We start from the raw sequence: 20,583 nt of genomic DNA, 5'->3' as shown, positions 1-20,583 counted from the left end.
CACCTCCGCTCTATTTACAGAAAATATGTTTACCGATTTTTTTAATTTGTGGACGACTCCAAATCCATTTACTTGTCGCAGTATCTGGATTGAAATAATAAAGTGCATTCCCTGTTGGATCCCATCCATTAATCGCATCTAATACAGCCTTTTTCGCTGTTTCATTTGGCGTTAAATAGATTTGTCCATCCGCTACTGCTGTAAAGGCTCTCGGTTCAAAGATTACACCTGAAACAGTATTTGGAAACGATGCGCTTGTAACACGATTTAAAATAACTGCAGCCACTGCTACTTGTCCTAAATATGGCTCACCACGTGACTCTCCGTAAACAGCGTTTGCCATTAGCTGAATATCATTTTGAGAATAACCGTTTGGAACATTTGTCCCTTTACTTTGTGGTGGTTTATTTTCTTGTGCAGTACCGCCGCTATTCCCTTTATTCGTTGTAGTACCTTTATTAGCAGTCGACTTATCATACTTCGTTGCCTTAACAAGTTTCTGCTTCGTTGTAGCACCCGCTAAACCATCAACAGGTAGTCCAAATTTCTCCTGAAAATTCCGAAGTGCCCAGTATGTACCCCATCCGAAAACACCATCTACTTTTCCCGTATAAAATCCGTTATATTTCAAACGAGATTGCAGTTCAATAACATCTTCACCAGATGCTCCTCTTTGAATAACTTGATTCGAAAAGGCTTCTACATTTTTCATTTGTATACTACTTACCATTAAAGATAGCCCGATAAAGACGAGTAAAATCGCTATCTTAAAGACAGTCTTTTGATGCATGTATTTCCCTCCTTAATTACGGAAATGATTTCATGGTTATGTTTTGTAAAACCTTCGCTTTTATGTAAAGAAGTCAAAAAAATCCAAACTTATATGCTTAAAGAAATATGTAAACAATATACGAAAAGAATAAAAGGAGCTTATTATGAAGCAATTCATTACACGTACAGCATTTATAATTTTTTTAATAACAACATGTTCAAATATATATACGGGGCCATCTATAGTTCACGCACAGCCACCCTATGCAAAATGGGGTAAACTGGCCGTTGAAAAAACGAAAGAACAATATCCGAAAGCAGAGATTATTGATTACCTTCATATAGGTAGAAAACCAAAAACTGTTCAAATAACAGTTGAAAAATTTAAATTGTGGCTTCGTGAGGATGGAAAAGAATATGGTGTTTTTGTTGATGTAGAATTTGATACGAAAACAGAGAAGTTTTTAAAGATGTCATTCCAGAAAACAAGTCGATAGAACAAATAAACCCCTCTCTTTTAAGTAAAACAGAGGGGTTTATTCATACACATTTAATAATGAAAGTTATTGTTTTAAACTTAAAGATCGATTCCCTAGCATTTTCACCAATCCACAAATAACTCCAATTACAACCGCTATTCCGATACTATATAAAAGTACTTTCCCATATCCACCTATTCTCGGATCGAGAAACGGATATGGGTACCAATTAACGTATGGACCACGTATTAAGCTATAAATAACATATAAAATCGGGAAAATCAGCCAACTAGTTGCTTGTTTCCACGTGATTGTCTTCATAGGTGGATTTATAACCCAATCTAAAATCATTGCTAATGGCATGATGTAATGGAGCACAGTATTTACCCACGGTATCGGCGTTTGAAGTGACTCTTCTAATCCCCTTAATAACAAAAAATAAATAAGTCCCGTTGTCAGTATGTATACTGTAGCTGCGCCGCGAAGAACTCCAAACTGCTCGGAACGTCCAAATAGGGCTGTCCCCAAACTACTTAATAGAAGAATTACCGCCACTAAAATGTTGCTTTCAATTGTGAAGTAACTAAAAAAATTAACTGGATTGAACGGTTTCACTTGTGCCCTTGTAACAAATTGTGTAATAAGTGCACTAAACGCTAGAAGACTTAAAAATAGTCTATAAATTGCTATCATTTTTGCACTTCTCATAACACACCTCCTCCCTCTTCTTATTTATGATTGGCATTCTCTTTTATATGCTCTATAAATAACTTTAATGGTACGAGGCCACGTTTAGGCATGTGACTACTAATTACAGCTACGAGCTCTAACTGCGGAATGATAATAATGTATTGCCCTCCGTATCCCATAGCAAAATACATACAATACGGTATGTGAAATCTTTCGTTATTTAATACCCACCAGTGATATCCATATGCCCCGACATGTTCATACGTTTCAAATAGAGCTGTACTTGATTGCTCTAACCATTTCGATGATATAATTTCATTTCCCTTCCAATATCCATTCTGCAAACATAATTTTCCTAGCTTTAATAAATCTATAGATTTCATTTTCATACCGAATCCGCCGACATATACACCTTGCGGATCTTGTTGCCATTCATATTCCTTAATGTTTAATGGATCAAATAAATACTTTTTCGCGAACTGCTCCGTCGACATTCCAGTTGCTTCTTGAATGACGTAACTAAGTAAGTGGGAAGAACCTGAGTTATAATTCATTTTCATACCCATTTCTTCAATGAACGGCTTTTCAAAAATGAATTGTGCCCAATTGTCTGATTCCACAAAGTCATTTGGGAAAACAACCCCATTGCCGAATTCTTGCCAATCTTCTCCTGTTGTCATCGTTAATAAATGATACAGCGTTAATTCCCTTTTTTTCTCCGGTACATTGGGAATCCATGTTGTGATTGGTGTATGTATATCATTTATACATCCTTTATCAATTGCGATGCCGATTAATATGGATACGATACTTTTTGTAATCGAATTAATTTTATATAAGTCATTTTTACAGTCACTCGTTTTAAAATATTCAGTCGTTAATTCTCCCTTTTGGTAAACAAGAAATGTATTAACTTTTTTCTTTTCAAATTTATTTTGTAATTGCTCGAAATTCAAGAAATTTTCCTCCATCTAAATGATTATGTAATATTTGTTGTTCATCTCGTTCTCTCTATTAAATCATATTTGTTTTTAAAACAAAAAAATAAACTTGCCAGCCTTTATTAGCTGACAAGTTTATTCTTATAATTTCGTTCGAACATTCCAAAGCTCTGGGAAAAAGCGTTGATCAAGTACTCGTTTTAAATACGATACACCAGAAGAGCCACCTGTTCCCATTTTATGACCGATAATTCGTTCTACTGTTTTCATATGACGGAAACGCCATTGTTGTAGCCAGTCTTCAATATCGATTAATTTCTCTGCAAGCTGATATAAATCCCAATATTTTTGCACGTCCGCATATACTTCTATCCAAGCCGCTTCTACAGTTGCATCCTCTTCGTAAGGCTGCGTAACATCACGATTTAGCACATCTTTATGAATTGGGAATCCTTCTTTAACAAGGGCTTGTATCGCCACATCATACAAACTTGGTGCATGAAGTGCTTTATGAAGACGAGCATGTAATTCTGGGTCCTTTTCATAAATCTTTAATGCATGTGGTGTTTTATAACCAAGTGCATACTCAATCATTCTATATTGATACGATTGGAAGCCTGAAGCTTGACCAAGTGAATCACGAAACTCAATATATTCTGATGGCGTTAATGTCGCAAGAATATCCCAAGATTGAATGATTTGTGACTGAATTTTTGATACGCGTGCTAACATTTTAAAAGCTGGTGGTAATTTATCTTGTTTAATAGATTCAATTGCCGCATTCAGTTCATGTAAAATTAATTTCATCCAAAGCTCACTCGCTTGATGGATGACGATAAATAACATTTCATCATGATGGTCTGATAATCTTTGTTGACTAGATAATAAGCTATCTAGCTGTAAATACTCTCCGTACGTCATATTCTCCTTAAAATCTGTATGAATCCCTTTTTCCATAATTACCTTTTCATTTTCTTTCATATTAGTCAAACGCCCCTTTTATATATTTCTACTTATATTGGCCTAATAACAGCGCGAACTGGACTCCCATCTGCATCTGTTAATGCAAGTGGTAAGGCAATAAGTTCGTAATCGCCGTCTGCTACGTGATCGAGTACGACATTTTCTAAAATGTGAATTCCGTGTTTAAATAATTGATGATGTGCTGCTAGTTCTTTATCATCTAACGGATCAACAGAAGGTACATCTACTCCAATTAAACGAATACCCTTACTTGAAAGAAATGGTGCAATATCAGCACGTAAATACGGGATTTCTTCTGGAAACTCTTGCGCTTTTCCATGTGAAGATGTACGTAACAATAGTCGCTCTACACCTTCTAAGTTAAAACTTTCTAATTCTCTTTTACCGATACTCTCCAGCCCTGAAACATCGATAACTCGTGCTGTACCTATAAATACATCTATATCTAAATCTAATACCTTCTTACCGTCATTATCAAAATGAAAAGGTGCATCAATATGAGTACCTGTATGAATGCTCATCGTTAACTTTCCGACATTTACTGAACCACTGTTTTCTTTTGACCATGAAACTTCATATGAAAAAGGTGTATCCCCTGGCCACGTCGCGATATCATTATTTAACGGTTGCGAAATATCAATCCACTGCGATGTTTTCATGCTTACGCCACAACCTCTCGCTTATTTTCAAACTTTTTATATTCTTCGTCTTTCATAATGTTCTTTAAAATTTGTACAGAGTTCCATACTTCCTCATACGTATTGTATAAAGCAACAGGCGCAAGTCTAACTCCATTTGGAGCTCTAAAGTCCGGAATAACCCCATTTGCTTTTAACGCTTTACAAATACGTGCCGCCTCAGCATGTTCTAAATAAATATGCCCGCCTCGTTTTTCATCCTCTAATGGATTTCCAATTGTAAATTCAAAGCCTTTTAATTCATGTTCAATTAAATCAAGCATATATCTCGTAATATGTAATGATTTTTCACGTAACTTTTCAATGCCAGCTTCTTTAAAAATTTCAAGAGAACCGATTAATGGTGCAGTACTTAATACGTGAGGTGTCCCTATTTGATAAGCTCCAGCATGGTCAGCCGCAGTTAATGAATGCTCCATATCAAATTGCTTATCTTTTCTAGAACTAAACCAACCAGATAATCCTGGGAGTCTATTAAAGTGTTTATTATTTACATAAAGGCCTGCAACACCACCAGGACCTGCATTTAAATATTTATAATTACACCATACAGCGAAATCTACATCCCACTCTTTAAAATGATGCGGAATGGAGCCGATTGAATGACATAAGTCAAAACCGATATGAATACCACGTTTATGAGCTTCAGCTGTTAATCGCTTCATATCAAGAATTTGTCCACTCCTATATAGTACAGAAGGCAATAATATTAAAGCGATATCATCGTTCATCGCATGAATAATATCATCTTCAGAAAGTGTTCTTCCATCTCGGCTTTTCACTCGTACTAAATGTTCATCTGGATCTAAGCCTTTTAAACGAATTTGACTCTGAAGTGCATAAATATCTGACGGAAAAGTTAATTCATCCGCAAGAATTTTTGTTCGTATTCCTTTTGGCTCATAAAACGTCGCAATAACTTGATGTATATTCGCAGTCGTGGAGCCGGTTACAATTGTTTCTTCCGGTAAAGATCCAATAAGAGGTGCTGTCAATTCACCCAATTTCTCCGAAAGGAAAAACCACGGATGCTCACCTTCAGTCCATCCATCAATTCCAAACTCTTTCCATGAATCTAGCAAGGTAAGTAACGATTTTTCTGCTCTTTTTGAAAGTAACCCTAATGAGTTACCATCTAAATATATTGTTCCTTCTTTTTTATAAAATTCAGATTGAAAATCTTTCAGTTCATCATGTTTATCACATTCAAGCGCATACTCATAAGTTGGTTGAAATGGTTCTTTATACATGGTGTCACCTTCTTTTAATTTTCTTTTTATTCTAACTAATTGAAATATATCACTTAAATTGATATAACGTCAATGATATTATGTCAGTTGACTTTATATACGAACTTCTTTTACAATACAATTATATTTTCAGATATTTCAGTATAAAGAGGTGATTCCTTGAAAAATTCTACTCTTTCAGCAAGAAAACACCGCTCCTTAGAAACAAAAAGGAAACTAGTACATTCCGGTTATACTATTTTTATAAGAAACGGATTTCAGAAAACTACAATCACGCAAATTATTAAACATGCAGAAACTGGTTATGGAACAGCATATGTATATTTTAAAAACAAAGATGCTCTCCTCGTCGTTTTGATGGAAGATGTTATGAATCGCTTTTATAATATTGCTGATCGCTCTTTTTCACCTCAAACAAAGTTAGACGCATGTGATATGATCCAAAGTCAAGTTAGAGCCTTTTTGCAATTAGCGGAAGAAGAACGAGATATTTTGCAAGTTGTCGAAGAAGCAATAGGATTATCAAGAGAGATAAGTCAAAAATGGGATGAGATTCGTGAACGCTTTATAAAAAGTATTATGCAGGATATTACTTACTCTCAAGAAAGTGGATTGGCGCAGCCTGAATTAAATAAAGAGATTGTAGCACGTGGTTGGTTCGCGATGAATGAAATGTTTCTTTGGGAAATTGTGCAAAATGATAAAAAGCTAGATTTAGAAGAAGTTGTACATACATTGACAGTGATGTATACGGCAGGTCTATATAAATAGCACACCCTTTATTCATAAGGTGTGCTATTTTTCATCTATAAAAATATTTTATCGGGATACGGTAATGCTAAAGGTGGCTTTTCAGATAAAGGGAAATATTTTAGTTTTACAGATTCTCCATCAACTGCTTTTAACCCGCCTCCGATAATTCCACACTCAAATACAACAACAATATACTCTACTTGATCTCCATTCGAATATGTATGACGAAATTCTTTCCCTCCAAATACCCCTTTTTCTTTTTTCACTTTTATTTTTAATCCTGTTTCTTCCCACACTTCTCTAACAACCGCTTCTTCTGGTGTTTCTCCTGGTTCGATTGCCCCTGCTGGCAAACTCCAGTGTTCTCCTCCAGGATATTGAAATAAGATTTCCCCCTGCTCGTTTTTAATAACAGCAGCTATACTCGGCATAAAAATAAGTTCAGATCCTAATTTTTCACGAAGTCTTTTATAATATAATGACATCGGCATTTGATTTTCTCCCTCCACAATAAATAACTGTATTTTCTAACAATTATTATATAATATTATTAATATCAGCTTCTATAAAGAAAGGAAGATCAAATGTCACAAGAAAAACTAACAAATCAGTTTCTATCGTTTTTATCCGTTACAAAAAAGCCTGTAAGTTTAAATTTTTTAAATGAACTTGTTAAAGCTCATCAAGAGAAAGTAAAGTGGGAAACTCTTACTAAAATAATTGACTGGGAAAAAGGTAATGAAACAAGTAATTATTTTCCTTCCATTGAGACATACATAAACCGTATTACAACAAAAGGTCTGGGGGGTACTTGTTGGACGTGCTCGATTGGATTCCATTGGTTATTATCAAACCTTGGTTTTGACGTTCATTATTTGTATATGAATCCCGGACATTTATGCTTACGTGTTAATTTAGAGCAACCGTATTATGTTGATGTTGGTTACTGTGCACCTTTATTTCAAGCATATCCACTATATGAATCATTTCAAGTAAGTAATGTACGAGAGACTTTTACTTATGAAGTTTCAAATAATAGGATTGAAATTACTAGAGGTCCAGCAAAAATCTTAAATACATAGCCAATACATTTAACAAGTATGAAAGAACTCATTAAAAAGTCTAATGCATTCTTCTGTATTAAAGAAAATTCAGATTTTCGGTTATATCGATGGCATTCCAACTTCTATTAATGATAATGTTTTAAAACGATATTTCCAAGGTAAGAAAAGAGAACATAGCCTTACCTCTTCTGAACTTGCTTATTGGATAACAGAAAGATTTTGTATTGATAAAGAAATGTACCAAGCGGCAACTAATATTTTTAATGAGAAAACTTCAAAAAAATAAACTGTTACTCAACATGTTAAGTGACAGTTCATTTTAAATATTTTATTAACGATACAATGATACAAAATAGCGATGTAAGTAAAAACAACAACCCCATATTCTTATTCTCTTTTTCCTCCTTCTTAACGTTTTGTATCCCCATACCAGCAAGCATAAATCCTAACAATAATTGCAAAATAAGCATACTTTGCTTCGAGTCATCATTCCAACTGTAAATAGAATAGCCCATTACAATAATAGCGAGTATGAATGTGGTAATTCTAATCATAAAAACACCCCCTATTTGATTCTATTGTTTTAACCTACTCACCATTCCAACAATAAACTTATACTCAGCTCTACTTTTTCTTACTTTCTTAAAGCCCTCTTTCGTATCAAAAATAAAACACGTTTTCCGAAACCAAATGCGTACGTATAAAGACTCAAAATAAATTGGTTTTATAATTCCTCGTTCCTCAAATTCAGTTCCATCTTTATTTTCAGTTTCTGTTCGAACGAACCACCTATTTCCGATGCCAATTTCAATATACTTCACACGCTAACCCCCTTCAGGAAATCTTCTTTCTAATAATTCTATTATTTCCCTGGCAAGCGCATATTCCGACAGAACGTGAGCCCACAAAGAAAAAAGTAGATTACAAAAATCTACTTTTATAGCCTAAATTTTTGCATACGTTTATAAAATGTACTGCGTGGCACATCTAATAGTTTTGCAGCTAACGAAACATTTCCGTTCATATTTTCTAGCGCTTCAATCATGCTATTTTACTGTGTTTTTTCAAAGAAATTTAATGTATGTTCCATACTATTTTCAGCTTGTAATTCAAGTTGCTGTTGATTTCCCATCATTATTTGTAATCATAATGATATTTGTTTTTCACATATTTCCCGTCCTTGCGACAAAATGTAAATATGCTGCTCTAGTACTTTTAATAACTCTCTTATATTTCCTGATCATTTATTCTGTGAAAAATTGGTTTCGATGTATTTAAATACTACATTTACGTTCAATCGTATGGACAGTTGAAGTTAACATACCAAGCATATATGGATGTGAAGGCTGAATCGAACAGGAGAAATAGTGTTTTCAACATAATTAGAAAACGATACAAATATGTTGAAAATTTGAATGCCTTAATGCGCTTCTTTATTCTTTTTTAGTAGTACTATATTTTGTATAATGGATCCAAAGAAAATACATAACCAAAACCACTTTTGCGGATTGTTATTTACAAAGAAAACTACCATCGCTATTGCGAATAAAATAGTGGCTGCTAAACTAGTATATAATTTCGTTCTAATCCCCATTATGCTTTACTCCCTATCATTTTACAGTATATAGTAACTCTTCATTTTTCATCTCTATTATGTACTCTCGTAAAACATATTTTTTCCCGCCATGTTTTTCATACCAATCATGTATTCTTTTAACATGCATCTTATCACTTCTAATTTTCATTTCAATTTCTTCATAATCTTCATAACTATCATATTCCCATATTGCAAATACTTCAGTTGTACCATCATTATTATCTTTCATCCAGCGTCCTATTAGCCTAGAGCCATGCTTTAACTGATTAGGTAAATTAGTATTATTAAAATGAGCATTAAATACTTCAATAAATTCATTTTTTACTATATAGTACTTTCTTCTGTAAAACATTCCACTACACCTCTTTTATGAAATGTATTAATAAACCTTCCCATTACTACCGTATTATAATACTTCCCATCCGATAGCCTTTTATCATTTTTTAGTATACCTTCTACTTCAAAACCTAATTTTTTATAAAGATGAATGGCTTTTTCGTTTGTCTCTAACACTTGTAATGATATCTTTTTCACTTCATTTTCATCAGCCCAATGAATAGATTGTTGCAATAGAATCTTACCCAGCCCATATCCCCAAAACTCTCTTAAAATACAAACACCAAACTCTACTTTATGAGATAATCTCTTCAGATTTGATCCTTCACATCTTGAAAATCCAACGATTCGATTGTGCACTTCTACAACTAAAAAGAGATTCTTAATCTCTTCACTATCTGTTTTTATTATTTTTTGAAACCCTATCTTATCTATAAGTCCCTCTCCAGCTTCTCTATCCATATTTTCAGTTTCTCCATCGATCTGAATTCTAATTTTTGATAACTGCTCAGCGTCTGTTTCAGCCGCAGATCGAATTGTATAAGTTAATCCATTTATATGAAACTCTTGTCCTTTTATAATCATTTCAAACTCCTTTTAAATGCAGTCTATTGGCGCTATTACAATTACTTTACCTTGTTTCTCAAATTCTTGAATTGCCTCTTTACTAGCCTCTTCATCTGTTATTATAAGGGCAATTTCTTTCAGTGACTCTCCTTTTATAAAGCAGTCTATTCCGAGTTTATTATGAGGAGCTAAACAAATATTCCTTCTAGCGATTTTACTTACTGTTTTTCCAAAATAAGCAACTTCCGGTGTTGCAGTACTTATACCATGTAATGAAATGCCTCCACCTGTAGAGAAATAAAGATCAATAGATAATCTACTTATCAATTCAGAGGCAAGTGTATCTGTCATATTTCCTGAAGGTTTTACCTTACCACCAATTAAATACACTTCTATGTTCTTATATTCTCGTAACGAACTAGCTATCTCTATAGAATTCGTTATAACTGTAAATGATGTTTCGGGTAAAAATTTTAACATAGCACAATGAATTGAAGCCCCACCAATAAAAACGGAATCTCCTTCTTGTATATAAGATACAGCAACTTTAGCGATTGCTTCTTCGTATATTGAACTATCACTAAAACGTTTAAATGGTTCAGCAGCTAAGTTTCTCACTCGCGTAAGTTCAATTGCACCTCCGTGAGTTCTTTTTAATAAACCATCCTTCTCCATAATAGACAAATCTCTTCTTATAGAATCGATAGACATGTCGAAGCTTTCCGCAAGATCCTTTGCGATTACTCTTCCATCTTTCTTAAGCAATTTTAAAATGTTCTCTCGACGCTCTTCAGTAAACATATTCTCACCGCCGTTATTGAAAATTCAGAAATTAAATATTTATGTTAATTATATGCATGTCCCTTCCGTTTTACAATATTTTCAATTATTATTTTTTCAGCTTTATGCAGTTTTTCTCTCTCTTTCTATTTCATTAACTTTAATATCGAATAAATGTACATTTGCATATTCTACTAAAATACTTCTATTTACCTTCCTATTGATGTAAAATTATTCCTATGTTTTACTTTTTAATACAGAAAGGAATTACTATGAAATCTATAATTAAAGTAACTTGTACAGCAATATTATTTACAGGACTAATGGCAGGATGTAATGGTAGTACTACACCAAAACAAGAAAAGAGCGCTCTCGAAAAAGATGCAATGCACTATGGGGAAATATTTAAAAACGAATACTATAGAGCAACTGTTGAAAATGCAAAGTTCGAAAAAATAGACAAAGAGTGGCGCCTTACAACTCGTGTTACAATTAATAACGCTCGTGCTGACGGACAAACGATAGATCTTTCAGAAATAAAATATTTCATAAAAGATGAAAAAACTGGTGAAAAATACGAAGGTGAATTTATACAAAATGAGAACGCTAAAAAGGTTCCATCTGAGTTTTCTTTAACTACCGACATTGAATTTAATATGAAAACTTCACCAAAAGATTTAGGTAATATGTATTTATACATAGATAGCAAAGCTGCGCCGTTAACAGATACATATTGGAAACTTGATAATTTAGTATCTAAATAAAAAACAGTCATTTAAGACTGTTTTTTTTATTATTAAACTAATAAAGTTTACTAGTTACATTTCTCAAGCAATACATCTTTTGCACAAATTATTACTTCTTCAAATGGGCAATCAAATAACACACCCAATTCAAATCCATCTTCAGTAAGTTCTATTTCATGACACATCCAACAAGCACCTTCAAGTTTTTTCGGTATAGAACATCCCGTAACTCCTATAAAAGTAAGTCGAAGCTTTTCAAAATCACTAAAACTACCACTGCAATCTAAAGTTATAATTAGCGTATCTTTTGATCTTCTCTCTACTGATTTGACTACACTATCATGTAGTGAGTATTCATGCAGTTGAACGACATTCTGTGGGAGTTTTTCTTTTATAGAATTAAAACTTTCTAAATAAGCTTGTTCTAAATCATTCATTCTTTTCTCATAGTCCTCTGTCCACTCAAGCATAAGTTTCTTTAATTTTTCCGATGGATATTCTGAATTAATTGTGTTGTCATGAATATACGGATGTAGTGACTTCGGAAGAAACTTTAATAAATCTTCTTTCTTTTCTTCCACATCTTCTTTCAAACTTTGCTTATAATCCATTCCCGCCTTTTCGCTCTCTCGCAAAATCTCTCCCCATTCATCTAATGTTTCTGAGAAAATTAAAAATCCAGACACTTGCATTTCTTTATACCAATCTTTTGTGAAATATTTCAATGACATTTCTCCTAAAATATTTTAACATCCAATAAAAGCAATATATCCACTTATTATATCATTCCAATAACCGTTTTTTCTAAAGAATAAATGTAAAACTGTAAATATTCCGCCTATTATTTCTAAAATTTCAGAATATTTACAATAACACAGAGTTGGAATACATTTTATATGTACAAGTTTTACCTGTACAAAAATCTAAACAAAAAGGGATGGTTATATGTTGAAGAAATTAGTAGCAGGGACATTAGTAGCAGGTTTTGCATTAACTGGAGGATTAGAAGTAGTAAGTGCTGCAGAAAAAGATTATACAATTAAAACATTTGATTATTTAAAAGTTGATGAAAAGAATGTTAGTTCATTTGCAAAATTAAGCGATCAATCAAAAAAAGACATCCAAATTACTATGGTACTACCTAAACAAAATGAAAATGGAGATTGGTTAGCCTACGGATTTACTAACAGAGAAGCATTGAATGCTTTTATTGAAAAAGATAAAAAGGCACTTAAAAATCAAATTAACCCTTTAGGTAGTGGTGCTGGTAGTACTGATTTTTATGAACATAAAGATAAAGGTGGCCAATATATTTACTGGAGCAGCGGTTTTAAAAACTTACCATCTAGCTGGAACGACAGAATTTCTTCTGTAAGTACAGCATCACCTTCTGCAAGCTATTCAACGACACTATGGGAACATACTTCAACACAAGGATATGGAAAAGGTGTCTCCTTTAGACACTCTGATTGGTATGGTAAAACTGCTAATTTAGCTGCGGATTGGAACGATATTACTTCAGCGATTGAAATCAAATAGTAACAGATCTTTTCAATTGAATAGGTGGCACTAAAGTTTTATACAGTTTTAATTGTTACTTAAATATTAATAGAAAGTAGAAAGACCAGCCATTTTAGACTGGTCTTTCTACTTTCAAGCATGCAATAATGCTTCATGGATTGCTCTAGATAAATTAGAGAATCATTACACTATTCACTATCAAAACTCTTCTGTAATTTTCGAATATAAATAATTTGACCAATATGATACGCATTATGAGTCGTTACATTAGCTAATACTTCCCACCACTTCGCAGATACAGGAAATCCTATTACATCACTTTCAACCTTGTCTTCATTTATGAGACTTTGCCATTGTAACAGTTTCTCTAATAGTTTTTCTCTTAACTCTTCAAATGTTTGATTATCAGATAGCATAAAACTTTTGTTATTATCACCAATAGCGGGCACGGCATTAACATTTGATTCTTTATACCTAGTTTGCCATGTCGAGTTCCAATACAGTAAATGTTGTACAATTTCAGCTATACTATTACTCTCCTCATTCGGTTTCCAGAAAGCTTCTCTTTCAGATAAATCCTTAACTGCATCTGAAAATGGAATATACCAACTAGGATCATTCGCATTTGCTAATAACTGATCTGCTAAAACGTCTTTAACATGGAACACTTTGCTTCCCCCCATTTTAAAAACTTAATTTCATCATCATGAATGCAACACTCACTTCTCTATATACGCTGAGTCTGTACGATTCCCTCTTTTTAGCCACACTTATGCGCTAAAAGAAACTTAAAGCACATAATCCATAAGCCGCCTCCTAAAATACAGAAATACTACTAATTGATATTACTTGTATAAAAACAATATGTAAGATTAATAGATTTTCTCCTTATTACTCGTTATGATGAAAGAAAAAGAAAGCGAGCGACAAATGAATAAAAAAATCGCGGTTATTACAGGGGCATCAAGTGGATTCGGACTATTAACCACACTTGAACTTGCAAAGAAAGGTTATTTAGTTATCGCTACAATGAGAAACCTTGAAAAGCAAGTAAACGTACTATCTCAAGCTGCTAAACTCAACTTACAACAAAATATAAAAGTTCAACAATTAGATGTAACAGACCCAAGTTCTATACATAGCTTCCAATTATTTTTAAAAGAAATAAATAGAGTAGACCTTCTCATTAATAATGCAGGATATGCAAATGGAGGCTTTGTAGAAGAAATTCCAGTAGAGGAATACCGTAAACAATTTGAAACGAACCTTTTTGGAGCTATATCAATCACTCAGCTTGTATTACCACATATGAGAGAACAGAAAAACGGAAAAATCATTAATATAAGCAGTATTAGCGGCCAAGTCGGATTCCCGGGTTTATCCCCTTATGTATCTTCAAAATATGCATTAGAAGGCTGGAGTGAATCGCTTCGCTTAGAAGTAAAACCTTTCGGAATAGATGTTGCTTTAATCGAACCAGGTTCTTATAACACGAACATATGGGAAGTTGGTAAACAACTAGCTGAAAACCAATCTGATACGACCTCTCCTTATAAGGAATATATGGATAAAATACAAAAACATATTAATAGTGGCAGCGATACATTTGGTAATCCGATAGATGTTGCCCAAAAAATAGTTAAAATTGCAGAATCCAAGCGTACTAATCTACGATATCCAATTGGAAAAGGTGTAAAGTTTATGATTTTTGCGAAGAAGATTCTTCCGTGGAAATTGTGGGAATTTCTTGTTTTGAGGAGTTTTAAGAAGATGTAAATAAAAAGAGTAGCTATCAAGATAAGTAATGGTAGCTACTCTTTTTTGAATTTTTATCATTGTATTTTCCAATATCATTATGTCGATATAGGATCAAAATAAAACAAAATCGAAACCATAAAAATAAATATGAAAAATCCAATAATAGAGAGAATATATTCTTTTGTCTCTCTATTATATTTCCACTCCATCCATATGCGTAATAGGCATGTTGTTCCAAAATAAGTAAGCATAGCAATTCCTATATTAGCATTTTCTGCTTTGAACAGATAAATAAAACTTACTATAAGATATACGATAAAAAGACCTATTTCCAATTTTACATGTAGACTATTCACATGCTTATATCCCAAAAAACCACTCTTTGACATATTCAACTTTTTTCTTAAAAATTTTTCTATAAAGTATCCAGCAATAATTAGTCCGATAGCTATAATCCAAATAGTAGAGTTACCCATTACTTTCCCTCCTATTACTTTATTTATTTTTAGAAATAAAGTGGATTATATTACGGTTATTCCCTTCTAAATAACTTACGATTCCTTCAGGATATGTTGGTCTCGTCCTTAATTCCTCTATACTTTTCCATATTAATATAATATCCTTATGTTCTTTATGTCTTATTCCATTTCTAACTTTCTCTCGAGCAGTTCCCCAATGCATCAATGTACAGTGATGTCCTTTTTCTTTATTCCACTCAAAAATATGTTCATTTACAACAGCTAATTCTTGAACAAAAACTTCTAAATTATATTCTTCCAATAACTCTCGCATTATTGCTTCTTTTGCTGTTTCACCAAATTCAATAGATCCTCCTGGAAAACGATAAAATGATTCGTTCTCATCACATTGTACAATTACTTTAGAATGATCTTCATTTAAAATCATTGCTTCTGCACGTAATCGAGGGCTTTTCATTTCTTCTCTCCCCTTAATTGCTCATTATATGACATTGCTATAGGGCTGTAATTAATACGTATTAAATAAGAAAATATAGAATCATCCCTGTTATCATTAACGATACAGCCCCGCCTAAGGACATCAAAAACTCCCTCGATTCTCTATCATATTTCCATTCCATATATGATTCGAAACTATATAACGAAATTAAAAACAGAAAAGGTAGAAAGCCCATGTATAGGGGATTTGAAAGAGAAGAACATATAATCATAACCACTATATAAGAAGAAAAAATAATAATTCTGTTTCCCCATTTATGCAGCTTATTTACATATTTATTATTCCATCCTTTTTGTTTCGGTATATTTAGCCATTTTCTCACTATATTTTCTAAGACAAATAAGAATATGATCCATAAAACTAATACAATTACTTTCACATGCAATAGAGAGATCGTCTCCTTTACCTTATCGTCTGGATTTTCTCCGGCTGATCACTCGGATACGTAGCATTCCTTTTATTTTCAACATCCCAACTAATAATTGTTGCACTATCTCGTCCAAATTGATGATGAACGTGTTCTAAAACATTGTGAATATTTTCTTTAAGTGTTTTATTATTTCTATTCATATCACTATACAGATTTCTATGAGTTTCATATCGTCTTTCCCCACACTCTAATACCCCATCTGTGACCATTACAATTCGATTCTTTCCAGTACGTAATTCACGAATTCCTGATGAATAGCATGGAATAGGTAAATCAAATGTATTTACATTACCAATCCACTCGTAAAAATGGCGTTGATTCAATGTATATTGACCTAATTTATGTAATTCTTCATGGAATACATAAATTAAACAATCTCCTATGGAAAGCCACCATATATAGTTTTCTTTTCTTACACAGATTAAACAAGCTGTCTCACCTTTAATTTTTTCACATTCTTCTTTAAATGACTGTGATTGAAAAGTTGTAAGTATATGATTTTCAACAGATCGAAATACTGTATCAATTGATTCATTCATCATTACTTTTATATTTTCATATTCTTTTTCGATTGTATGTACTACTAAATCAACACTTTCTGCGCTATTGTGTCCGTCTAATATAACAGCGAATTCCCAGTCACCATTTGACCAAACTAACGCACCATCTTCATTCTTTTTCGCTCCAGCACTTACATTCCCGCCGTATTTACCAAGTACAATTTCACCGTATTGCTGTACTGAAAATTCCTCTAAACACATTTCCCTACTTCCAACCCATGAATATTTTGTATTATTTGTTGTATGCATACTCATTTACCATATACTTTCGTATTCTTTCACATAGTTTTTGTATTTGCTCCGAACCTCCATGCGGTGCACCTGTCCATCCCGCTACTTCAGTTGGTAACCAAAACTCTTTTGGTGTATTTGGATAACGCGGGATAATGTGCATATGCATATGAGGTACACCATTTCCTGAAATGAAGGTATAAATATGTTCTGCACCTTCACTTTCTTTTAACGCTTTACTTACTCTACTAGTTATAAGTCCGAATGCTTTCGCTTCGTCCTCTGTTAATTCAGCAAGGCCAGGTACATGTCTCTTTATATCGATCATTACATAACCAAGATATGTTTCCTCTCTATCCCAATGGACATGTCCAACGTATATGAGAGCGTCTTCATAAATAGCACCGCCTGGAACTATAATGTTTCCTTTATGTTTTTCGCAAATGAAGCAGTTTTTTTCTACTTGATTGTTTATTGACATATCCATCACCATCCTTTTCATATATAATATCATAAAAAAAGGAAAAACAGATTTTATATTCCGAAAATTCAATCCCTTAAACTAGGAATTATCACATCAAATTTCATTTTAATAATTTGCAACTCATTATTTTCTCAAAACTGCTATTCCCGCTCCAACTGCAATTCCAATGACAATTCCGATTACTAAATTATCAGTAAATAAACTAGGTACTACACCGATTACAATACCTATAGCGATACCGATTGTCATTGCTTCATTTCTTTTTTTATTATTGGCCATAACAGCATCTCCTCTCATAATTTTTCCCCATATAATATCCATTTATATGAACGTTGCTATTTCCTAATATATTTGCTTTCTCCCTTGAAAATTCCCAAAATATGTACTTTATCACTTTTCCATTCCCCCTATATATTCCTCTTCATTTGAAAAGATTTTCAAGTCACCATTACATATACATAGGCATTTACTATAAGAAAGATCCGTAATTTATTGAAGGAGGAACGATTGGAATGCATCCTCATTGGAATCCAAATATAAATCAACAATATGCTTATTCCCCCCATCCAGTAAGAAATACACTGCATTATGATTCTCAATATATGATGCAGCGCATCGCTAGCCTTGAAAGCCAATTAGCGAAATTAATCTCATTAATCGAAGAAAATAATCAATTAATAAAATCAATGGAGCAACAACAAAATCAAGTTTGCGCACCAGCTGGCGGTTCTGTTATTGTTCGTATGTAATCTTTTCGAACAAAAAAACACACTTTGTATACTAAAGTGTGTTTTCTTTTTATCTTCTTTTTTGATGAAATCCTTGTGTAATGCGGTCTAATATAATCGCGATAACAACAATAGCTAGTCCAGCTTCAAATCCCATTCCGATATTTACTTGTGTAACAGAACGGTACACATCTACTCCAAGTCCTGGTGCTCCTACAAGTGATGCTGTAACGACCATTGATAATGAGAGCATAATACTTTGATTTACACCTGCCATAATTGTTCCAGTTGCAAGTGGTAATTGTACTTTAAATAGCTTTTGTGAAGCTGTTGAACCAAATGCATTCGCTGCTTCAATTAAATCTTCTGGAACTTGTCTAATTCCTAGATCAGTAAAACGAATTGTCGGCGGCATTGCAAAAATAACTGAAGCAATAATACCAGGAACAACACCTACTCCGAAAAATGTAATCGCAGGAATAAGATATACGAATGCGGGCATTGTTTGCATAAAGTCTAATGTCGGTTTTAGAAATTTTGAGAAACGTTCATTTTGCGATGCTAATATCCCAATTGGAATTCCGACAATGATTGAAATAATAACAGATGTAAGTACGAGTGCTAATGTTTGCATCGTTTGTGCCCAGTAGTTAATATTTAAAATAAATAATAATCCGATGAGTGTAAAAATGACTAAAGATGCTTTTCTCGTTGTGTACCAAATGAGGAAACATAAGATAATAATCATCAATATAGCTGGTATTATTGTTAAAAAATTAGTGAGTAAATCAACGAATCCGCCGATAATATAGGAGAATCCTCGGAACAACCCTTCAAAGTTCTCATATAAACTTGCAACAAATGAATCGACCCATTCTCCTAATGGAATACGCGGTATACTATTCATCGTCTTTCACCTCTTCCTCAATGTTACCTGCAAGAGCTTGAATGACACTTTCACGTTTAATAATTCCTCGTAGCCTTTTCTTCTCATCAATTACTGGTAACGGATATTTCATCTCCGCCATTTTTGCATACGTTTCTTCCAGTAAAGTATCTACATACACATGCGGAATATCGTTAAGTAATAAATCAGCAATCGGCCACTGTTTTTGCATCGCTTTACTCGCATCATCCGCAGTTAATATACCTAAAAACTCATACTTTTTGTTTACAACATATACGGTAGAAACACCTGCATTCCTCATAATTTGAAGTGCTACACGCGGTCCACGATCAATTAATAAAGTCTCCGGTCGTTTTAATATAGACTCCGCCGTAATTACTTTTCCTAAATTCACGTCTGCAACGAATTTCTCTACAAACTCATTTGCAGGGCTCATCATAATTTCTTCCGGCGTTCCAATTTGGACAACCTCTCCATCTTTCATTAACGCGATTCGATCACCAATTCGAAGAGCTTCATCTAAATCATGTGTAATAAAAATGATTGTTTTCTCCATTTTATCTTGAAGTTCTAATAACTCATCTTGCATTTCTTTTCGAATAAGTGGATCTAATGCACTAAATGACTCATCCATCAATAAAACATCTGGGTCATTTGTTAACGCCCTTGCGATTCCAACACGTTGCTGCATACCACCACTAAGTTGACTTGGATAATTATCTTTATGATGGTCAAGTCCGACTAATTTCAAAGATTCTAACGCTTTTTTCTCTCGCTCTTCTACCGGAACTCCTTGTATTTCCAATCCATATGCAACGTTTTGTAAAACAGTACGATGCGGGAATAGAGCGAACTTCTGAAATACCATGCTCATTTTCGTTCTTCTTACTCTTCTTAATTCTTCTTTCCCCATCGTTGCGATGTCTTCACCATCTATATATATATGCCCCGCTGTCGGTTTGATTAATTGATTTAGCATTCGAACTAGCGTTGATTTCCCGCTACCGGATAAACCCATAATAACGAAAATTTCTCCGGTGTATACTTCAAACGTTGCCTTTTTCACACCAACGTTCATTCCTGTCTCTTTTAAAATTTCGGATTTGCTTTTTCCTTCTTTTAATAAGGTAAGCGCTTTTTGCGGATGTTTCCCAAATACTTTTGTTACATTTTCAACACGTACCTTTGTATTATCCATGTCACTACTCCTTTTCTACCCATCTATTTACATAGTGTTGCGATTTTACAAAGAAATATTACATAAAAATGACATTCATAAGCTTTCTTTAAAATTCTCGTTTCCGTTCATAATAAGAATGCTTACATATAC

The 20,583-nt window shown here is 33.4% G+C and carries 29 protein-coding genes and 2 pseudogenes; 7 read left to right on the top strand and 24 right to left on the bottom strand.

Annotated features, from left to right (window positions below; all coding sequences use genetic code 11):
- Positions 1 to 10: 10 nt before the first annotated feature.
- Complete coding sequence (sleB, locus tag JDS80_RS16745; protein WP_071746129.1) at positions 11 to 790, bottom strand: spore cortex-lytic enzyme; 780 nt, start codon at positions 788 to 790, stop codon at positions 11 to 13.
- A 145-nt stretch (positions 791 to 935) separates the two neighbouring features.
- Between sleB and JDS80_RS16740 the strand changes: the two genes are divergently transcribed.
- Positions 936 to 1,268, top strand: a complete 333-nt coding sequence (locus JDS80_RS16740; RefSeq protein ID WP_002119887.1) for a DUF3889 domain-containing protein — start codon at positions 936 to 938, stop codon at positions 1,266 to 1,268.
- Positions 1,269 to 1,334: 66 nt separating this feature from the next.
- On the opposite strand, the gene JDS80_RS16735 is transcribed toward JDS80_RS16740, so the two are convergent.
- The 5 genes from JDS80_RS16735 to kynU all read right to left on the bottom strand — a co-directional run bounded on the left by JDS80_RS16735 (position 1,335) and on the right by kynU (position 5,813).
- Positions 1,335 to 1,958 carry a Pr6Pr family membrane protein gene (locus tag JDS80_RS16735; protein ID WP_071746130.1) on the bottom strand — a complete coding sequence of 208 codons (624 nt, stop codon included), beginning with the start codon at positions 1,956 to 1,958 and terminating at the stop codon, positions 1,335 to 1,337.
- Positions 1,959 to 1,978: 20 nt separating this feature from the next.
- Positions 1,979 to 2,896, bottom strand: coding sequence for a serine hydrolase domain-containing protein (locus tag JDS80_RS16730; RefSeq protein WP_199639309.1), 918 nt, complete (start codon positions 2,894 to 2,896; stop codon positions 1,979 to 1,981).
- A gap of 126 nt (positions 2,897 to 3,022) precedes the next feature.
- On the bottom strand, positions 3,023 to 3,862 hold the full coding sequence (gene kynA, locus JDS80_RS16725; RefSeq protein ID WP_071746132.1) for a tryptophan 2,3-dioxygenase: 840 nt from the start codon (positions 3,860 to 3,862) through the stop codon (positions 3,023 to 3,025).
- A gap of 32 nt (positions 3,863 to 3,894) precedes the next feature.
- Positions 3,895 to 4,524, bottom strand: coding sequence for an arylformamidase (gene kynB, locus JDS80_RS16720; protein WP_071746133.1), 630 nt, complete (start codon positions 4,522 to 4,524; stop codon positions 3,895 to 3,897).
- A 2-nt stretch (positions 4,525 to 4,526) separates the two neighbouring features.
- Positions 4,527 to 5,813, bottom strand: coding sequence for a kynureninase (kynU, locus tag JDS80_RS16715; protein WP_199639307.1), 1,287 nt, complete (start codon positions 5,811 to 5,813; stop codon positions 4,527 to 4,529).
- Positions 5,814 to 5,972: 159 nt separating this feature from the next.
- Here kynU and JDS80_RS16710 point away from each other — a divergent pair, with 159 nt between their 5' ends.
- Positions 5,973 to 6,584, top strand: coding sequence for a TetR/AcrR family transcriptional regulator (locus tag JDS80_RS16710; protein WP_199639305.1), 612 nt, complete (start codon positions 5,973 to 5,975; stop codon positions 6,582 to 6,584).
- Between the two features lie 35 nt (positions 6,585 to 6,619).
- On the opposite strand, the gene JDS80_RS16705 is transcribed toward JDS80_RS16710, so the two are convergent.
- Positions 6,620 to 7,057: an NUDIX hydrolase gene (locus JDS80_RS16705; RefSeq protein WP_071746136.1), complete on the bottom strand. Its 438-nt coding sequence runs from the start codon at positions 7,055 to 7,057 to the stop codon at positions 6,620 to 6,622.
- A 93-nt stretch (positions 7,058 to 7,150) separates the two neighbouring features.
- Here JDS80_RS16705 and JDS80_RS16700 point away from each other — a divergent pair.
- Positions 7,151 to 7,916 (top strand): annotated as a pseudogene (locus JDS80_RS16700) (arylamine N-acetyltransferase).
- A gap of 28 nt (positions 7,917 to 7,944) precedes the next feature.
- Here the strand turns inward: JDS80_RS16700 and JDS80_RS16695 are convergent.
- From JDS80_RS16695 to JDS80_RS16665, 7 genes and pseudogenes are all read right to left on the bottom strand, one after another.
- A complete protein-coding gene (locus JDS80_RS16695; protein WP_071746138.1) occupies positions 7,945 to 8,184 on the bottom strand; it encodes a DUF3953 domain-containing protein in 240 nt (79 codons plus the stop codon).
- Between the two features lie 21 nt (positions 8,185 to 8,205).
- On the bottom strand, positions 8,206 to 8,451 hold the full coding sequence (locus JDS80_RS16690) for a DUF3977 family protein (protein ID WP_002119911.1): 246 nt from the start codon (positions 8,449 to 8,451) through the stop codon (positions 8,206 to 8,208).
- Between the two features lie 116 nt (positions 8,452 to 8,567).
- Positions 8,568 to 8,930 (bottom strand): annotated as a pseudogene (locus JDS80_RS16685) (helix-turn-helix domain-containing protein); the annotation flags it as partial.
- 120 nt (positions 8,931 to 9,050) lie between these two features.
- On the bottom strand, positions 9,051 to 9,224 hold the full coding sequence (locus JDS80_RS16680; RefSeq protein ID WP_180237397.1) for a hypothetical protein: 174 nt from the start codon (positions 9,222 to 9,224) through the stop codon (positions 9,051 to 9,053).
- Between the two features lie 16 nt (positions 9,225 to 9,240).
- Positions 9,241 to 9,579 carry an NIPSNAP family protein gene (locus JDS80_RS16675; protein ID WP_071746139.1) on the bottom strand — a complete coding sequence of 113 codons (339 nt, stop codon included), beginning with the start codon at positions 9,577 to 9,579 and terminating at the stop codon, positions 9,241 to 9,243.
- A complete protein-coding gene (locus JDS80_RS16670; RefSeq protein ID WP_071746140.1) occupies positions 9,552 to 10,148 on the bottom strand; it encodes a GNAT family N-acetyltransferase in 597 nt (198 codons plus the stop codon). Before JDS80_RS16670 ends, JDS80_RS16675 begins: the two co-directional genes overlap by 28 nt.
- 12 nt (positions 10,149 to 10,160) lie before the next feature.
- The gene (locus JDS80_RS16665) at positions 10,161 to 10,931 is read right to left on the bottom strand and encodes a DeoR/GlpR family DNA-binding transcription regulator (RefSeq protein ID WP_071746141.1); all 771 of its coding nucleotides are present in this window, start codon (positions 10,929 to 10,931) and stop codon (positions 10,161 to 10,163) included.
- 251 nt (positions 10,932 to 11,182) lie between these two features.
- Between JDS80_RS16665 and JDS80_RS16660 the strand changes: the two genes are divergently transcribed.
- Positions 11,183 to 11,674 carry a hypothetical protein gene (locus tag JDS80_RS16660; RefSeq protein WP_071746142.1) on the top strand — a complete coding sequence of 164 codons (492 nt, stop codon included), beginning with the start codon at positions 11,183 to 11,185 and terminating at the stop codon, positions 11,672 to 11,674.
- A 50-nt stretch (positions 11,675 to 11,724) separates the two neighbouring features.
- Here JDS80_RS16660 and JDS80_RS16655 read toward each other — a convergent pair whose 3' ends face one another.
- On the bottom strand, positions 11,725 to 12,381 hold the full coding sequence (locus JDS80_RS16655) for a DUF4085 family protein (protein ID WP_071746143.1): 657 nt from the start codon (positions 12,379 to 12,381) through the stop codon (positions 11,725 to 11,727).
- 220 nt (positions 12,382 to 12,601) lie between these two features.
- Between JDS80_RS16655 and JDS80_RS16650 the strand changes: the two genes are divergently transcribed.
- A complete protein-coding gene (locus JDS80_RS16650; RefSeq protein ID WP_071746144.1) occupies positions 12,602 to 13,195 on the top strand; it encodes a hypothetical protein in 594 nt (197 codons plus the stop codon).
- A gap of 170 nt (positions 13,196 to 13,365) precedes the next feature.
- Here the strand turns inward: JDS80_RS16650 and JDS80_RS16645 are convergent, their stop codons facing one another.
- On the bottom strand, positions 13,366 to 13,845 hold the full coding sequence (locus JDS80_RS16645) for a DinB family protein (RefSeq protein ID WP_071746145.1): 480 nt from the start codon (positions 13,843 to 13,845) through the stop codon (positions 13,366 to 13,368).
- A gap of 262 nt (positions 13,846 to 14,107) precedes the next feature.
- Here JDS80_RS16645 and JDS80_RS16640 point away from each other — a divergent pair, with 262 nt between their 5' ends.
- A complete protein-coding gene (locus JDS80_RS16640) occupies positions 14,108 to 14,953 on the top strand; it encodes an oxidoreductase (RefSeq protein WP_206774608.1) in 846 nt (281 codons plus the stop codon).
- Between the two features lie 77 nt (positions 14,954 to 15,030).
- Here JDS80_RS16640 and JDS80_RS16635 read toward each other — a convergent pair whose 3' ends face one another.
- The 6 genes from JDS80_RS16635 to JDS80_RS16610 all read right to left on the bottom strand — a co-directional run bounded on the left by JDS80_RS16635 (position 15,031) and on the right by JDS80_RS16610 (position 17,915).
- Positions 15,031 to 15,411, bottom strand: coding sequence for a DUF4181 domain-containing protein (locus JDS80_RS16635; RefSeq protein ID WP_071746147.1), 381 nt, complete (start codon positions 15,409 to 15,411; stop codon positions 15,031 to 15,033).
- 19 nt (positions 15,412 to 15,430) lie between these two features.
- Positions 15,431 to 15,871, bottom strand: coding sequence for an NUDIX domain-containing protein (locus JDS80_RS16630; protein ID WP_071746148.1), 441 nt, complete (start codon positions 15,869 to 15,871; stop codon positions 15,431 to 15,433).
- A 61-nt stretch (positions 15,872 to 15,932) separates the two neighbouring features.
- Positions 15,933 to 16,298, bottom strand: a complete 366-nt coding sequence (locus JDS80_RS16625) for a DUF4181 domain-containing protein (protein WP_199639301.1) — start codon at positions 16,296 to 16,298, stop codon at positions 15,933 to 15,935.
- A gap of 17 nt (positions 16,299 to 16,315) precedes the next feature.
- Positions 16,316 to 17,152, bottom strand: coding sequence for a PP2C family serine/threonine-protein phosphatase (locus JDS80_RS16620; RefSeq protein WP_116733467.1), 837 nt, complete (start codon positions 17,150 to 17,152; stop codon positions 16,316 to 16,318).
- Entirely contained in the window at positions 17,136 to 17,636 is a 501-nt protein-coding gene (locus JDS80_RS16615) for an HIT family protein (protein ID WP_199639299.1), read from the bottom strand. The genes JDS80_RS16620 and JDS80_RS16615 overlap by 17 nt, the downstream gene beginning before the upstream one ends.
- A 105-nt stretch (positions 17,637 to 17,741) precedes the next feature.
- Positions 17,742 to 17,915, bottom strand: coding sequence for a glycine zipper domain-containing protein (locus JDS80_RS16610; protein WP_071746151.1), 174 nt, complete (start codon positions 17,913 to 17,915; stop codon positions 17,742 to 17,744).
- Positions 17,916 to 18,130: 215 nt separating this feature from the next.
- Between JDS80_RS16610 and JDS80_RS16605 the strand changes: the two genes are divergently transcribed.
- The gene (locus JDS80_RS16605; protein WP_071746152.1) at positions 18,131 to 18,367 is read left to right on the top strand and encodes a hypothetical protein; all 237 of its coding nucleotides are present in this window, start codon (positions 18,131 to 18,133) and stop codon (positions 18,365 to 18,367) included.
- Between the two features lie 49 nt (positions 18,368 to 18,416).
- On the opposite strand, the gene JDS80_RS16600 is transcribed toward JDS80_RS16605, so the two are convergent.
- Together JDS80_RS16600 and JDS80_RS16595 are read right to left on the bottom strand one after the other, a co-directional pair.
- Positions 18,417 to 19,253, bottom strand: coding sequence for an ABC transporter permease (locus tag JDS80_RS16600; protein WP_098890165.1), 837 nt, complete (start codon positions 19,251 to 19,253; stop codon positions 18,417 to 18,419).
- Entirely contained in the window at positions 19,246 to 20,451 is a 1,206-nt protein-coding gene (locus tag JDS80_RS16595) for a quaternary amine ABC transporter ATP-binding protein (protein WP_071746154.1), read from the bottom strand. Before JDS80_RS16595 ends, JDS80_RS16600 begins: the two co-directional genes overlap by 8 nt.
- Positions 20,452 to 20,583 lie beyond the last annotated feature (132 nt).

It is taken from the genome of Bacillus cereus group sp. N8, from assembly GCF_016483685.1.
GTDB classification, from domain to species: domain Bacteria; phylum Bacillota; class Bacilli; order Bacillales; family Bacillaceae_G; genus Bacillus_A; species Bacillus_A proteolyticus.
The sequence above is the reverse complement of the archived record's forward strand: the minus strand, read 5'-3'. Positions and strand labels throughout refer to the sequence as shown.